The 16,180-nt window shown below is 74.7% G+C and carries 8 protein-coding genes and 1 riboswitch; of the genes, 5 read left to right on the plus strand and 3 right to left on the minus strand.

The genetic code is table 11. The annotated features are described in order from the left end of the window. Positions 1–3 precede the first annotated feature (3 nt). The 3 genes from H2O74_RS04125 to H2O74_RS04135 are packed head-to-tail and all read left to right on the plus strand — an operon-like array spanning position 4 to position 7,822. A complete protein-coding gene (locus H2O74_RS04125) occupies positions 4–5,160 on the plus strand; it encodes a PKD domain-containing protein (protein ID WP_182113257.1) in 5,157 nt (1,718 codons plus the stop codon). Then, positions 5,157–6,338: a glycosyltransferase gene (locus tag H2O74_RS04130; protein WP_255491770.1), complete on the plus strand. Its 1,182-nt coding sequence runs from the start codon at positions 5,157–5,159 to the stop codon at positions 6,336–6,338. Before H2O74_RS04125 ends, H2O74_RS04130 begins: the two co-directional genes overlap by 4 nt. An 11-nt stretch (positions 6,339–6,349) precedes the next feature. Next, a complete protein-coding gene (locus H2O74_RS04135; protein WP_182113258.1) occupies positions 6,350–7,822 on the plus strand; it encodes a lipopolysaccharide biosynthesis protein in 1,473 nt (490 codons plus the stop codon). 22 nt (positions 7,823–7,844) lie between these two features. Here the strand turns inward: H2O74_RS04135 and H2O74_RS04140 are convergent, their stop codons facing one another. Continuing rightward, positions 7,845–9,014 (minus strand): glycosyltransferase, encoded by a 1,170-nt coding sequence (locus H2O74_RS04140; RefSeq protein WP_182113259.1) that lies wholly within the window; start codon positions 9,012–9,014, stop codon positions 7,845–7,847. 394 nt (positions 9,015–9,408) lie between these two features. Here H2O74_RS04140 and H2O74_RS04145 point away from each other — a divergent pair, with 394 nt between their 5' ends. Both H2O74_RS04145 and H2O74_RS04150 read left to right on the plus strand, forming a co-directional pair. Beyond that, complete coding sequence (locus tag H2O74_RS04145) at positions 9,409–11,640, plus strand: hypothetical protein (protein WP_182113260.1); 2,232 nt, start codon at positions 9,409–9,411, stop codon at positions 11,638–11,640. A gap of 227 nt (positions 11,641–11,867) precedes the next feature. Then, positions 11,868–11,942: riboswitch (cyclic di-GMP riboswitch) on the plus strand. An 83-nt stretch (positions 11,943–12,025) separates the two neighbouring features. Continuing rightward, entirely contained in the window at positions 12,026–13,201 is a 1,176-nt protein-coding gene (locus H2O74_RS04150) for a hypothetical protein (RefSeq protein WP_182113261.1), read from the plus strand. Here H2O74_RS04150 and H2O74_RS04155 read toward each other — a convergent pair. Both H2O74_RS04155 and H2O74_RS04160 read right to left on the minus strand, forming a co-directional pair. After that, complete coding sequence (locus tag H2O74_RS04155; protein WP_182113262.1) at positions 13,138–14,448, minus strand: hypothetical protein; 1,311 nt, start codon at positions 14,446–14,448, stop codon at positions 13,138–13,140. The two genes, H2O74_RS04150 and H2O74_RS04155, sit on opposite strands and share 64 nt — an antisense overlap. A 1-nt stretch (position 14,449) precedes the next feature. Further along, the gene (locus H2O74_RS04160; protein WP_182113263.1) at positions 14,450–16,006 is read right to left on the minus strand and encodes a polysaccharide biosynthesis tyrosine autokinase; all 1,557 of its coding nucleotides are present in this window, start codon (positions 16,004–16,006) and stop codon (positions 14,450–14,452) included. Positions 16,007–16,180 lie beyond the last annotated feature (174 nt).

Below are 16,180 nucleotides of genomic sequence, written 5' to 3' on the forward strand. Positions count from 1 at the left end.
CCCATGCTCCCGCTGACGCACGTCCTGCGCCGCGCCGTCGCCGCGGCCGCCGGGACGGTCCTCGTCCTGACGGGCCTCGTCGTGCCGGCCGGCACCGCCGCGGCTGACACCACCCCGTCCGTCCCCGGCGTGCCCGCCACCGTGTCCGCCGACGCCCTGCCGACGGTCCAGGTCGACGGCGTCGTGTGGGACCAGGTCGTCGTCGGGGACACCGTCTACGTCGCGGGCAGCTTCGCGACGGCGCGGCCGTCCGGTGCCGCGCCCGGCACCTCGACGGTGGCACGGCGGAACCTGCTCGCGTTCGACATCCGCACGGGACAGCTCATCTCGTCGTGGGCGCCGACGACCAACGCGCAGGTACGGGCGATCGAGGCGTCGCCGGACGGCAGCCGGCTCTACATCGGCGGTGAGTTCACGCAGGTCAACGGCGCGTCCGTGTGGCGGATCGCCGCGCTCAACCGCGCGACGGGCGCGCTCATCCCGTCCTTCGTGCCCAAGCCCGACGCCACGGTGCGCGCGATCGCGGTGACCGCGGACGCCGTCTACTTCGGCGGGCTCTTCAACGCGGTGGGCACGCAGACCCGGACGCGCCTCGCGGCCGCCTCGCCGTCCGGCGAGCTGCTCCCGTGGGCCCCGGCGGCGGCCGGCGCGAGCGGGGTCAACGCCCTCCTGGTCTCGCCGGACGGGAGCGAGGTCGTCGTCGGCGGGTCGTTCACCTCCCTCAACGGCTCGTCCGACCCGGGCTTCGGCCTGGGGTCGGTCGACCCCGTGACGGGCGCCCTGCTCCCGTTCGCTGCCAACACGCGGTGGATCCGCAACGGCGGACGCGACGGTGCCATCACGCACCTGTCGGGCGACGGGGACTTCGTCTACGGCAGCGGCTACACGTTCGGCCGCCAGTCCGGGACGCTGGAGGGCACCTTCGCGGCGCACTGGGGCGGCGGGGAGATCGAGTGGATCGAGGACTGCCACGGGGACACCTACTCGGCGTTCCCGGTGGGCGAGGTCATCTACCAGGCGAGCCACAAGCACTACTGCGGCAACCAGGACGCGTTCCACCAGACCGAGCCCTGGCAGATGCGCCTCGGCACGGCCGTCACCAGGGCGGTCGGCGGCACGATCACGCGGGAGCCGTACGACTACACGAACTTCGAGGGCAACCCGCGCCCCTCCCAGCTGCACTGGTACCCCGACATGGACACGGGCACGTACACCGGGCAGAACCAGGGCCCGTGGTCCGTCGTGGGCACCTCGCAGTACGTCGTCATGGGCGGCGAGTTCCAGAACGTGAGCGGCCGCCCCCAGCAGGGCCTCGTGCGGTTCGCGGTGCCCGGCGTGGCGCCCGAGGACATGGGCCCGTCGCTGAGCGGCGGCAAGTTCGACCTGTCGGCGACGTCGCCGGGTGACCGGGCGGTGCGACTCCGCTGGACCGCGAACATGGACCCGGACAACGAGGACCTCACCTACAGCCTGATCCGCAACAGCAACACCGCGGCCCCGATCTACCAGGTCGTCCAGCGGTCGCGGTTCTACGACCGCCCGACCATGGGCTACGTCGACAAGGGCCTGACGCCCGGCGCGACCTACCGCTACCGGCTGCGCGCCACCGACCCGGCCGGGAACCTGGCCTGGTCCGACACGGTCACCGTGACGGTCTCCGGCACGGCGACCGCGGGTAGCGACTACGCCGAGACGGTGCTCGCCGACGAGCCGGTGGCGCACTGGCGGCTCGGCGAGGCGAGCGGGCCGTGGCTCCGCGACGCGACCGGGTGGGACGACCTGCGGGCACGCGCCGGAGCCACGCCCGGCGCCCCCGGTGCCCTCGCGGGCGAGACCGACACGGCGCTCGCACTGGACGGCTCGGCGCAGGCCCACGCGAGCACGACGCCGAACATCGAGAGCCCGACGACGTTCTCGGTCGAGGCGTGGATCCGCACCACGACCACGCAGGGCGGCCGGATCGTGGGCTTCAGCAGCGCCGAGACCGGCACCTCGAGCTACGCCGACCGTCAGGTCTACATGGACAACCAGGGACGGCTGCGTTTCGGCATCCGCCCCTACTCGGGCTCGCGCGTGGTCGCGTCGAGCACCCAGAGCTACAACGACGGGCAGTGGCACCACGTCGTCGGCACGGCCGACGCGGGCGGGACGCACCTGTACGTCGACGGCGTCCGTGTCGCGTCGGCGGCCCCGGCCCAGGGCCGGATGTACGGCGGGTACTGGCGGGTGGGCGGCGACTCGCTCCAGGGCTGGACCAACCGCCCGACGAACGACAACTTCACGGGTGACGTCGACGAGGTCGCGGTGTACGACCGCGCCCTGACGCACGCCCAGGTGGCGACGCACCTCGTCGCGGCCGGCCGCACGTCGCCGCTGCCGGCGCCCCCGGCCGACGAGTACGGTGCCGCGGTCGCGGCGGCCGAGCCGGAGCTGTACTGGCGCCTGGACGAGACGTCCGGCACCGCTGCGGGCGACTCGGGCGCCTACGCCACGCCCGGCACGTTCCGCGGTGCGGTCGCGCTCGGCGCCCCCGGTGCGCTCGCGGACGGCACCGGGACCGGCGTGCGGCTCGACGGCTCGTCGGCCCGCGTCGTGAGCGACCGCTCGTTCGCGTCGCCGCGCGTGTACTCGACCGAGCTGTGGTTCAGCACGACCACCACGGCGGGCGGGAAGCTCATCGGCCTCGGCAACAACCAGACGGGCCTGGCGACCAGCTACGACCGGCAGGTCGTCATGGGCACCGACGGGCGCCTGAGCTTCGGGGTCTTCGTCGCGAACGCGTTCACGAACGTCACGACGCCCGCGGCGTACAACGACGGTGCATGGCACCACGTGGTCGCCACGCAGTCGGCGCAGGGCATGCGGCTGTACGTGGACGGCGAGCTGGTGGGCGAGAACCCGCAGAGCGCCGCCAGGTCGCTCACCGGCTGGTGGAAGGTGGGTGGCGACACCACCGGTGGCGTCCAGCCGTACCTCGCCGGGACGGTGGACGAGGTCGCGGTCTACAGCCGTGCCCTGTCCGCCGAGACGGTGGCCGAGCACTGGTCGCTCGGCGCCGGGACGATCCCGGCGGTGCCGCCGGTCGCCTCGTTCACCGCGACGGCGGACGGGCTCCGCGTGGACGTCGACGGGTCGGCCTCGTCCGACCCGGACGGCACCGTCGCGTCGCACGCGTGGACCTTCGGCGACGGGGCCACGGCGACCGGCGCGACCGCGTCGCACGACTACGCCGTGGGTGGGACCTACGACGTCACCCTCACGGTGACCGACGACTCGGGGGAGACGGCGTCGACGACGCAGCAGGTCACCGTCGCGGCGCCCCCGGTCGAACCGGCCGGTCCGTTCGCCGCCGACGCCTTCGGGCGGACCCTCCCGAGCGGGTGGGGCACGGCCGACGTCGGCGGCGCCTGGTCGCTCGTCGGTGCCGCGTCGGCGTTCTCGGTCGCCGACGGGGTCGGACGCATGACGGTGCCGCGTGGCGGCGCGGGCGTCACCGCGGTGCTCGCCGGGGCTCCCTCGGACGACGCGGACGTGACGGCGCGGGTGGCGACGACGACCGTGGCGAACGGCGCGGGCGCGTTCTTCTCGCTCATCGGCCGTCGTGTGGGCGCGAACGACTACCGCGCCAAGGTCAAGATCGCGCCGAACGGCGTGGTCACGCTGTACCTCAACCGGGTGACCGGTGCCGAGACGACCCTCGCCTCGCTCGCGGTGGCGCCCGGGGTGTCCTACGCGGCGGGCGACGCCCTGCGCATGCGGGTCACGGTCTCCGGCACGTCGCCGTCGACGCTGCAGGCCAAGGTGTGGGAGGACGGTCAGCCCGAGCCCGCGGACTGGCAGCTGACCGCCACGGACGAGACGGCGGCGCTCCAGACCGCGGGCGGCGTCGGGGCCATGGCGTACCTCGCGACCTCGACGACCAACGCTCCTGTGACGTTCACGGTCGACGACCTGCGCGCCGCCGGCGTCGGCGAGCCGCAGCCCGTGGAGAACCAGCCCCCGGTGCCGGCGTTCACGCACGCCGCGGAGGGCCTGGGCGTGACCTTCGACGCGAGCGGGACCACGGACGCGGACGGCACGGTCGCGCTCTACGGCTGGGACTTCGGTGACGGCACGCTCGGCACGGGCGCCACGCCGACCCACACCTACGCCGCCGGCGGGACCTACTCGGTGACGCTCACGGCCACCGACGAGGACGGCGACGCCGCGTCCGTCACGCGTGCGGTCACGGTCGCCGCCCCGCCGCCGCCGGGACAGGCGCCGGTCGCGGCCTTCGGTGTGACGTCCGACGGCCTGTCGGTCGCCGTGGACGGTGCTGCCTCGACGGACGCCGACGGCACCGTCACGGGGTACGCCTGGGACTTCGGTGACGGGACGACCGCGACGGGGGCCACCGCGACGCACACCTACGCCGCGGCGGGCCAGTACACCATCGTCCTCGTCGCGACCGATGACGACGGCCTGTCGTCCTCGGCGTCGCAGGTCGTCACGGTCGCCGGCCCGGGCCCGGAGCCCGCCGGACCCCTCGCGGCCGACGACTTCGCACGGGACGTCACCGGCGGGTGGGGTGGCGCGGCGACGGGTGGGGCGTGGTCGCTCGTCGGTGCGGCGTCGTCCTTCTCGGTGGCGCAGGGGGCCGGCCGGATGGTCCTGCCGAGAGCGGGCGCCGGCGTGTCGGCGTTCCTGCCAGGCGTCTCCTCGACCTCGACGGACGTCCGCGTCCGGACCACCGTCGCGCCGGTGGCGGACGGCGGCGGGCTGTTCGTGTCGCTCGTCGGCCGCCGCGTGGGTGCGGCGGACTACCGAGCCAAGGTCAAGGTGGCCGCGAACGGTAGTGCGACGGTGTACCTGACGCGCGTGGACGGCGCCGAGACGACGCTCGCCGTCGGTGCGGTGCCGGGCGTGAGGCTCGCTGCCGGCGAGCAGCTGCACATCCGGCTCGAGGTGACGGGCACGTCGCCGACCACCCTGCGGACCCGCGTCTGGAAGGACGGCACACCCGAGCCCACCACGTGGCAGCTCACCGCGACCGACTCCACGGCGGCGCTCCAGGCCGCGGGCGGCGTCGGGCTCGTCTCCTACGTGTCCGCGTCGTCCACGACCTTCCCGCTCACCGTGACGTTCGACGACCTCGTCGCGACGGATCCGTCGGCGCCGTGAGGCGTCGCGCCCCCGCGCCGGACGTCCGGGCCGCGGGCCGGACGGTCCTCGTCGCCCACCCGGGCGCCGAGCTCTACGGCTCGGACCGCGTGATGCTCGAGAGCGTGGCGGGCTTCCGCGAGGCCGGCTGGCGGGTCGTCGTCACGCTGTGCGACGACGGTCCGCTGGTCGCCGAGCTGCGGGCGCTGGGCGCCGAGGTCCGGCGCACGCGCTCGCCCGTGCTGCGCAAGAGCGCCCTGCGTCCCGCGGGCTTCGGCCTCCTCGTCGCGGACACCGTCCTCGGTGCGGCACGGGGCGTGGCCCTCCTCGGGCGGCTCCGGCCCGACGCGGTGTACGTGAGCACCGTGACGGTCCCGCTGTGGACGATCCTGGCCCGGCTCATGCGGCGCCCGGTGGTCGTCCACGTGCACGAGGCGGAGACCGGCGCGCCCGCGATCGTGCGCCGCCTCATGGCGCTCCCGCTGGTGCTCGCCACGAGCGTCGTCGTGAACAGCCGGTTCAGCGTCGACGTCCTGCGCGCGTCGCTGCCCGCCGCGGTGCGCCGGGCGGTCGTCGTCGACAACGGGGTGCCCGGGCCCGCCGAGGTCGTCCCGGCGCGCCGCACGATCGACGGGCCCGTCCGCCTGCTGTACGTGGGGCGCCTGTCGGCCCGCAAGGGTGTCGACGTCGCGGTCGAGGCGCTGGCCGAGCTCCACCGGACCGGGTGCCCGGCTCGGCTGGACGTGGTCGGCGCCGTGTTCCCCGGCTACGAGTGGTTCGAGCAGGGGCTGCGCGACCGCGTGAAGGAGCTGGGCCTCGAGGGCTCCGTGCACCTGCGGGGCTTCCACGCCTCGGTGTGGCCCTTCCTCGCGGACGCCGACGTCGCCGTCGTGCCCTCCGTGGTCGACGAGCCCTTCGGCAACACGGCGGTGGAGGCGGTGCTGGCGGCGCGTCCGGTCGTCGTGAGCGAGACCAGCGGGCTGCGCGAGGCGTCCGCGGGCTACGGCTCGGCGCAGCAGGTCCGCCCGGGGGACCCGGTGGCCCTGGCGGGTGCCGTGCGGCGGGTGCGGGACGCGTGGCCGGAGTTCTCGCGCGCGGCGGCCGCCGACGCGCTCACCGCGCGCGACCGGCACGACCCCGCCCGGTACCGCGGCCGGGCCGTGGCCGCCCTCGAGGCCGCGGTGAGCGGCGCGCCGTGAGCGGTCGCGACGTGGCGCCTGCCGACCAGGCGGCGGTGGGCAGCGGGACGGCGGCCTCGGCGGTCCAGTGGAACTCGATCGCCGTCGCGGGGCGCCAGGCGTTCCTGCTCGTCTCCAGCGTCGTGCTGGCCCGGGTGCTCGGCCCCGAGACCTACGGCGTCATCAGCGCGGCGACGATCTACGTCACGTTCACCACGCTGCTGCTCGACCAGGGGCTCGCGTCCGCCCTGATCCAGCGGCCCGTGCTGAGCCGGTGGGCCGGTGGCGCCGTCGCGAGCGCGAACCTCGTCGCGGGCGTGCTCCTCGCCGGCCTGACCGTCGTCGTCGCGCCCTGGGTGGCCGACTTCTTCAGGGTCGAGGAGCTGACCACCGTGCTGCGCCTCCTCGGCCTCGGCCTCGTGGTCAAGTCCCTGGCCATCGCGCCCCGGGCCATGCAGGCGCGGTCGCTGACGTTCCGCGCGATCGCGGTCGCCGACGTGTCGGGCGCCGCCGCGGGCGCCGCCGCGGGTGTCGTGGCCGCGCTCTGCGGAGCCGGGGCCACCTCGATCGTGTTCCAGGTCGTCACGGTCGACGCGGTCGTCGCGACCATCCTCCTGTGGTCGGCGCGCGGGCCGGTGCCGAACCTGCGTGTGAGCGAGGTCCGTGCGCTGCTGCCCTTCGGCCTGCGGGTCATGGCCACGGACGGCATCGCGTACTTCTCGCGCAACATCGACAACATCCTCGTGGGACGGGTGCTCGGCGTCGTCGCGCTGTCGTACTACGGGATGGCGTACCGCGTCCTCGTCATCCCGGTGCAGCTGGTCGGTCAGACCGTCTCCCGTGTGATGTTCCCGGCGTTCTCCCGGCTCGCGGGGCGCCGCGAGCTCCTCGCCGACGCGCTCGTCAAGGCGACGGCGATGCTCGCCGTCGTGACCGTGCCGGCCATGGGGCTGCTCGCGGTCGCGTCCCCGGAGCTGGTCGAGGTGGTGCTCGGGCGGCAATGGCTGCCCTCGGCGCCGCTCCTGACGGTCCTCGCGGTGGCGGGCGCGCGCGAGACCGTGCTGTACGTGACCGGGCCGCTCCTCAAGGCGACGGGCGAGGTCTCCCTGCTCGTGCGGTACGAGCTCCTCGCGACCGCGGTCCAGGTCGCCGGCATCGTCGTCGGGCTGCGCTGGGGCGTCCTCGGCGTGGCGATCGGGTACACGGTCGCCGGGTTCGCACTCAGCCCCGTCCTGCTGCACCTGCAGCGGCGCCTCGCGGGTGTCACGGCGGGTCAGCAGGCCCGCGCGGTGCTGCCCCCGCTGCACGCCGCCCTGTGGGGGGTGGCCGCCTACGCGCTCGTGGCGCAGTCGTCGGCGGGCCCGGCCCTGACGCTGGCGACCGGTGCCGCGGCGTACGGCGCCGCGGCTGCCGTCGTGCTCGCGACGGTGCACCGGAGGTCGACCGCGCGCACGGGCCGATGGGTGCTCGCCGTGCTGCCCGGTCGCGGCAGGTCGTCCGCCTAGTGCGGTCCCGCGGAGCCCGGCGCTAGCGCGTGCGCGGAGGGCGCCGGGTGCGCGAGCCGCGGGGCCGCGCGTCCAGCACGCTGTCGTAGAGGTCCTCGAGGCGTGCCGTCTGCGTGCGCACGTCGAAGTCGCGCAGCACGCGCTCGCGGCCCGCCGCGCCGAGCGCAGCCGCCCGAGCCGGGTCGTCGAGGAGCGTGCGCAGATGGGCGGCGAGCGCCCCGACGTCGCCCTCGGGGGCGAGGAGGCCGGTCTCGCCGTCCACGACGGCCTCGGGGACCCCGGCGTGGCGGTACGCCACCACCGGCAGCCCGTGCCGGGCCGCCTCGAGGAAGACGATGCCGAAGGCCTCCTCCTGACCCGTCGCGGTCGTGCGTGACGGGCCGCAGAAGACGGCCGCCCGGGCCAGCTCGCGCGCGACGCCCTCGGAGGGGAGCCGGCCGAGCATCTCGACCGCCAGGCCCGCGCGCGCGGCCTGCTCCTCGAGCTGGCGGCGCAGCGGCCCGTCGCCCACGACCCGCACGCGGAGGTCCCGCCCGCGGTCCAGGTGCTCGACCGCCGCCAGCAGGTCCGCGGGACCCTTGACGTCGACGAGTCGGCCGACGAAGACGATCCCGTCCCTCGTCGCCGCGGGTTCCACGGCGCCGGCCACGGGCACGCCGATGTGGTGCACCCGCACCTTCTCCGGGGGCGCTCCCAGCTCGACGAGGCGTCCGGCGAGATGCTGCGAGACAGCGACGAGGAGGTCCGCGTAGGCGAACACCGCCTGCAGGCGTTCGACGTAGCGCCGTCCGGCCTCGCCGCGCGTGGGCTCCTGGGTGACGTCGTACCCGTGGAAGGTGACGACGAGCGGGAGCCCGAGCCGGCGCGCGACGGGCAGGACACCCACGGCGCTCGTGCCGAAGTGGGCGTGGACCAGGGCCGCGCCCTCGCGGCGCAGGAAGCGCTCGTACACGCCGCGGTGACCCGTCGCCCGGCTCAGCCGGCGGGTGGCCCGGCCCACGAGCCCGTCCGGGAACGGCGCGAGGTCGGCGCGCGCGATGCCGTCGGCGACCTGACGCTCGCCGATCGTCACGGGCCGCCACCGGGTCATCGCGGCCAGCTGGTCGCGCACGAACGTCTGGGACGGCGCGAGCCAGGTCGATTTCCAGACGGCGACCACCGGGCGGGCCACGTCCGTCGCGGCGTCGTGCACGAACCCTCCTCGGTACGGCCTCGGGACGCGGCGGTGACGTGGTGACGCGGGCCCCGGCCACCTCCGCCCGTGGACACGGGATGTGATCCGCATCACATCCGAGCCCGGGCCGTGCGCGCCGGGCCGTGCCGCCGGTCCGCCCGCGAAGGGTAGCAAAACGGGCACCACCTGCAACGATGCGCGCGCGGCCGCAGGGTGTCCCGCGCGGCCGCGCAGGACGCGCGAGCACGGGTGTCGTCGTGACCCTGGTGGTCATCACCCGATCGGCCTAGCGTCTGTCACGGCCTCCCGCCGCCCGGCGGGAGACGGCCGCGCGGTCGACGCCCGGCGGGCACCGGAGCCCGCCGTCGGCGCCCGCCGGCCGGCCTGTCGCACGGGGGGACGATCGATGCGGATGCACGCCACCAGTGGCCGGCCGGCCACCCGGCGGGGCGTCGCGCGCGCTTTCGCTCTGCTCCTCGCCCTGACCGTCACCGCCGGCGCCGGGCCGTTGCCCGGCGGGGCCGCCGAGCGGGTCAGCCGGTCGGCCGCGGTGAGCCCTGCAGCGACGTCCGGCGCGCCGGCCGCGGCCCCGGCGATGCGCCCCGCCGCCGACGTGTCGACGATCCGCACCGTGACGCCGGTGCGGCTCCTGACCTCGCGTCTGGAGCCGGGGGAGTCGGTGACGGTGCGGGTGCCCGCCGTTCCTGCCGAGGCGTCCGCCGCGGTGCTCAACGTGACGGCGGCGGACGCCAGCGCCGTCACGACGCTGAGCACCTGCGGTGCGGCGCAGACCTGCCCCGCCGAGTCGATGCTGGCGGCGTCACCCGGACCCGTCACGCCCGGTCAGGTCCTCGCCCCGCTCAGCGAGGGGGGCGAGGTCACCCTGAGCAACCGCAGCGGCGGCGTGACGGTCTACGTCGACCTCAACGGCTTCGTGCTCGACGCGACGACGGCCGACCAGGACGGGTTCGTCCCGGTCGACCCGCGCCGGATCATGTCCTGGCAGGGCGTCGGCGTGCAGCAGACCGTGACGCTCACGGTCCCCGACGTCCCGGACGGCGCCACGGCGGTGGCGCTCGACCTCGGTTACGCCGCAGCGACGCGTCGCGGCTACGTCTCCGCGTGCCCGGCCGGCACCGCGGTCCGCGACTGCGCCAGGACCTCGGTGCTCAACCCGGCCCCGGGTGCCAACCGGTCGAACTTCGCCGTGGTGGGCCTCGGTGGCCCGCGCGGCGACCAGGTGGTGCTCTACAACCACCGCGGCTCCGTCCGGCTCAACGCGGACCTCCAGGGGTTCTTCGTGGCCGCCGACACCGGGAAGGTGCACGCCGCCTCGGCCCCGCTCCTGGAGGCGACCCTGGCCGCGGGGGAGTCGCGCACGATCCGCGCCGCCGGTGCGCCCGCCGGCGCGACGGCCGCCAAGATCCAGGTCCGCGCCCACGACGCGCAGGGGGGCACCGCCCTCACGGTGTGCCCCGGGACGCAGGTCGCGGGCGCCTGCGCCGCGACCTCGGTCCTGAACCCGTACCCCGGCCGCGACAGCACCAACGTCGCGTACGTGCGCCTCGGGGAGGACGGTGCGCTCACCGTGCGGAACACCTCGGCGAGCGTCGGTGTGACGATGACGCTCCTGGGCCTCGTGGGACCGCTCGACGCGCCCGCCGCGCCACCCGCCGCTCCCGTGCCGCCACCCGCCGCGCCCGCGCCGACGCCGACGCCGACGCCGGCGCCGAGCCCGGCGCCCCCGCCCGCCGTGGGCGCCGTGGAGCCGACGGCGGCCACCACCGGTGTGCCCGACGGCACGCCGCTCACGCGGCACGACGGGGACCTGGTGATCACCGAGCCCGGGACCGTCATCGACGGCAAGGACATCCACGGCTTCGTCTCGATCCGCGCGGCCGACGTCACGATCCGCAACTCCGTGGTCCGGGGGAGCGGGACCGGCTCCTACAGCACCGGTCTGGTGAGCTGCCTCGACGCGGCCTGCCGCGGCGCCGTCATCGAGGACACCACCCTCGTGCCCAAGCAGCCGTCGCCGTGGATCACGGGCATCCTCGGGCACGACTACACCGCCCGGCGCGTGGACGTGCACCACGTCGTGGACGGCTTCGGCATCTTCGACACCGGCAACGGCGGGGGACCCGTCGACGTGGTGATCGAGAGCAGCTGGTGCCACGACCTCAGCTACTTCGCCCGCGACCCGCAGCAGGACGGCGGGCCGAGCCACAACGACTGCATCCAGATCCAGGGCGGTTCGGCGATCCGCATCACGGGCAACAGCCTCGAGTCGTTCATGTCGACCGCCGTGGGCGACCAGAGCTACGACGCCCGCAACCGGGGCGCCGGCCTCATGGTGACGCCGACGGTCGCGCCGGTGACCGGTGCCACGGTGACGAAGAACTGGTTCGACGGGGGCTACGCCTCGGTCTCGGTCTCGCGCGGTGGCTACGAGCGCATGCACTTCGGCACGCTCACCGGGAACCGTTTCGGGCGGAACCAGTTCGACCACGGACGTGGCTCCCGGTACGTCATCCGGGTGCGCGAGGGCGTCACGTTCGACTCGTCGCTCACGGGGAACGTCTGGGCGGACGGGGCCGGACCGCTCGCGCTCGGGCGCGACCTCGGCATCCGGTACGACCCGTGACGGCTCCGCCGTGCGACCGCGCGGCGCGGCGGGGCGGCGGTCCTGCACGTGGCGGTGGCGCCCGGTGCCCGGTGCATGACCCGGAAACTGCGCGGGCGAGCCATTCGCGGACGGTCCCGAGATATTCCGTCGTAATGTCCGAATAACCCGGACCGGGCTGATCCGTGCGGGTGACGCCACCTCGACGTGCTGGACCGGCGGAAATGGCCCACGTACGATCCGGTGGTCCACGAGAATGGCAAACCTGTCGCGAGGCAGGGGCGCAAAGCCATGGAACCCCCGCGGTCCGCCAGGCTACCGAATCGACGGAGCACCTCCTGTGCTTGAGCCTCGACCGTCCCGCTCGGCCCGGCGCGGCGCACGCGCGCCCTCCGGCCGTCGCGCGATGGTGGCGCTCGCCCTGGCCGGCGTGCTGGTCGCCACACCGACGGCCGCCGCGGAGGTCGCCCCGACGCCCACCGTCGCGGCTCGCGCCACCGTGGCCGTCCCGGCGGCCACGCCCTCGGCCGGCGATGTCCTCGCGCCCGCGGACGCGGCGCCCTTCGCGGCCGTCACCCTGACGGGGGCGCCGGTTCCGGGCGCGCTCGACATGCCCGCCGCCGCGGCGTCGAGCAGCCAGGTCCCGTCGGCGTACGCGCTCGCGCCGGCCCCCCTCGTGACGGCGCCGGCCCCGGACGTGGTGAAGCCGGACGCGTCGAGCACGGGCGTGAGGGCGGGCTCGCGGCTCCAGACCCATCGTGGGGACATCGTGGTGACGCAGCCCGGCACGGTGCTGGAGAACCTGGACGTGTACGGCTTCGTGACCGTGAAGGCCGCCGACGTGACCATCCGCAACACGCGCGTGCGTGGCAGCGGTCCGGGGTCCTTCGACACCGGTCTGATCAACGCCAACGACGCGCGCGTCAAGAACCTGGTGGTCGAGGACGTCACGCTGGTCCCCGACTTCCCGTCGTACTGGATCAACGGGATGCTCGGTCACGACTACACCGCGCGGCGCGTGAACACCTGGAACGTGGTCGACGGGTTCGGCATCTACAACATCCACGGCACGGCGGCGAACGTGCGGGTCGAGTCGAGCTACGTCCACGACCTGGCCTACTTCTCGCCGGACCCGAACCACTCGGACAACCAGACGCACAACGACGCGATCCAGATCCAGGGTGGCTCCAACATCCAGATCCTCGGGAACACGCTGTCGGTGTGGCGGTCCACGACGGCCGGGACGCAGAACTACGCATACCCGCAGGGTGGATTCGGTGTGATCCTGACGCCGAACGTCAATGCGGTGACGAATTCTCGGATCGACGGGAACTGGGTGGACGGGGCGCACATCCCGATCAAGCTGGTGACGTCCCAGAAGACCGGTCCGATGAACTTCGGTGAGGTCACCAACAACACGTTCGCCCGGGACATGCGCAACACGCCCATGGCGGGGAAGAACAACTGGTTCACGGTGCTCACCACGCCCGACCTGACGGTCATCACCAGCGGGAACGTCTACGCGGACGACGGCACAGCCATCGAGGTCCGCCGCGACAGCGGCACGGGCACCGCTCCCTGACCGGCCGCCGGCCCGGTGCCGGGCCGGGTGCTGGCCACCCCGAGCGCCAGCGCCACCCACAGGATCATGCCGACCGCGGACCGCGACGCGAGGGCGCTGTAGGTGAGCGGCAGGAGGAACGCGATCAGCGCTCCCTGGCGCGCCCCCGGGAGGCGGTCCCCACGCGTCCAGGCCCGGACCACGAGCACGGCCTGGGCACCGAAGTACAGGACGGCGAAGACGGTCCCGATGTCGACCGCGTACATGAGGAACGAGTTCTCGAGGCTCGTGGCGAGGCCACCCTGCGACGCGATCCGGTAGCTCGACGTCAGGCCGTGGCCGACGACCGCGTACTCCCGCCACGTCCGGCCGAAGAAGCTCAGGGCGTCGGTGCGGGCGCCGGTGGATCCCGTGTCGTCCGCGAAGCGTTCCCCGACGCCCTCGACGAGGCTCGTGGACAGCAGCGCCGCGGCGCCCCCGGCGAGGGCGCACAGCCCGAGCAGCCGGGCGTGCGCCGGCGCCGGGGAACGCAGCACCACCCACACGGCCACGACCGCGATGACGACGACGCCCGAGCGTGACTGGGTGATCGCGACGCCGGCGGCGAAGAGCGTGACGAGGGCCAGCTGGAGCGACGTGCGCCGCAGTCCCACGATGAGCGGCGCGGTCACGCACAGGAACATGGAGAGCGTCAGCGGGTGGTCGAACGTGGCCATCCAGCGGTCGAAGCCCTCGCGCCGGAACCACCACCGGGTCTCGTGCGAGCTCTGGTACAGCAGGATGCTCCCCGCGAACCACTGCACGACGGCGAGCGCGGCGGCCGCGCCGCCCAGCGCGAGCAGCGCCGTCCGCACCTGGGTCAGGCGCCCCGCGTCCCCGTCGACGACCGCCAGCACGAGGAGGAAGAGCGCGAGCGGGGCCACGACGACGTCGAGCAGGAGGGCGAGGCCACCCGAGCCGGCCTGCACGGTGGTGAAGGCCGCGACCGCCGTCACGAGGCCGAGGGTAAGCACGAGCAGGACGTGCTCGCCGGCCACCTGGGAGAGGCGCCGGGGCGCGTGCATGGCCTGCGCGACGAGCATGGCGACGACCAGCCAGGCGGCCGGGTGCATGCCGAGCGGGCCCGTCTCGTGCCCGGTGACGAGGTGGCCGGCTGCGGCGGGGATGCCCACCCACAGGCCGAGGATCGCGACGAGGGTCACGACCGGTCGGCGGCGCGTCGCCCAGGCGAGCGCCGCGCACCCACCCGCCCAGAGTGCGAGCAGCATCTCAGCGGTCGGCGCGGACGGACCGTTCCGGGGCCGCCTCACCGGCCGTGCGGCGTTCGGCCCCCGGGTCCTCGTCGGCCGGGGCTGGGCGCCAGACTGGCGTGCCCGGAGCCAAGGGCAGGCCGTCCGCGGGTGTCTGCTCGCGGGTCGTCGGCGAAGCCTCCTGGTCCTGCGCGTCGCCCGGGGCGCGCGGCGCGCGCCCCGTCGTCGCGTACGCCGAGGCGCCGTATCCTCCCGCGGTCACCGCGCTCGGCGCGCCGTTGAGGATCGTGCCCGCCAGCGGTGCACCGACCGCGGCGAGCCCTTCCACGGCGGCGCGTGCCTGCTCGCGCGTCGTCCCGCCGTACCGGACGACGAGGACGACGATGTCCGCGTGGGTCGCGACGACCGACGCGTCGGTGACCGGCAGCACGGGAGGGGTGTCCACGACGATCGTCTCGAAGCGTCCGCGGAGCTCGGTCACCAGCTCCCGCATCGCGTCGCTGCCGAGCAGCTCGGACGGGTTCGGTGGCAGCGTGCCGGCGGCGAGCACCTGGAGGCCGTGCTGGCCCCAGGGCTGCAGCACGTCGTCGACCTTCACGGCACCGGCCAGGACGTTGGTCAGCCCGGCGGAGCCCTCGATCCCGAGCCGCTGCGCGACCATGGGCCGGCGCATGTCCGCCTCCACCAGCAGGACGGACCTGCCGGCCTCGGCGAGCGTGATCGCGAGGTTGCAGGCGGTCGTCGTCTTGCCGTCGCCCGGGACCGCGGACGTGACCACCACGACCTGCATCCGCTTCGTCACGGCGCTGAACGTCAGGTTCGTCCGCAGCTGGCGGTACGCCTCCGCCCGGGGCGAGCCCGGCTCCGCGTCCACGATGAGCAGCTCGCCGGCCCCACCGCGGCGCCGGCGCCCTTCGGCGCCGATCGTGGCGAGCGTGGGCAGCCCGGTCGCCCGCTTGAGGTCGTCGAGGCTGCGGACGGTGCGGTCCAGCATCTGGCGGGCGATCGACAGCGCCAGCCCGAGGGCGATCCCGGCGAGCGCCGCGACGCCGATGTTGAGCGTCGTCCGCGGCGAGATGGGCTCGGGGTTCAGCGTCGGCCCCGAGATCACGGTGAGCGACACGCTGGCCCCGCTCGCCGCATCCGTGCTGTCGAGGCGGGAGATCAGCGGGCCGAACTCGGTGGCGATCGCCTCGGCGATCCGCAGCGCGCGGTCGGTCTCGGTGTCCGTCACGGTCGCGGTGAGCAGGATCGTCTCCGGGTCCACCAGCGCCGACACGCGCGACGTCACCTCGGCGGGCGTGAGGTCGATGTCCGGCTGCGCGGCGACCTCCTGGGCGAGGAGCTCGCTGCTGAGCACGCCGACGTAGGAGTTGATGCGGCGCTGCGCGAACTCGTCCGCCTGCAGGGCCGTCCCGGTGTCCGTGGAGGCCGCGACGAAGAACGTCACCGTGCTCTCGTAGACGGGCGTCATGCGGCTGCTGACGTAGGCGGCGATGCCGACGGTCGCGAGCAGCGTGAGCACCGTGATCCACCAGTGCTTGCGGATCGCGCTGAGGTGATCGGTCAGCTCCACGCTCTGCTCCTCGCTCGGACCGACGGCGGTCGCCGCTGGGCACACCGGTCGTCCGCCTCCCGCCCAGGCGTCATCCTCACATAACGGACTTCTCCGCGGGGGTGCTGTCAGCCGTTCGGCCCAGACTTCACCCCCGATCGGCGGCGGCCGTGCGGGCCGCGGCCGCGTCGCACC

Origin of the sequence: Actinotalea sp. JY-7876, from assembly GCF_014042015.1 — a bacterium.
In the GTDB taxonomy this organism is placed as follows: domain Bacteria; phylum Actinomycetota; class Actinomycetes; order Actinomycetales; family Cellulomonadaceae; genus Actinotalea.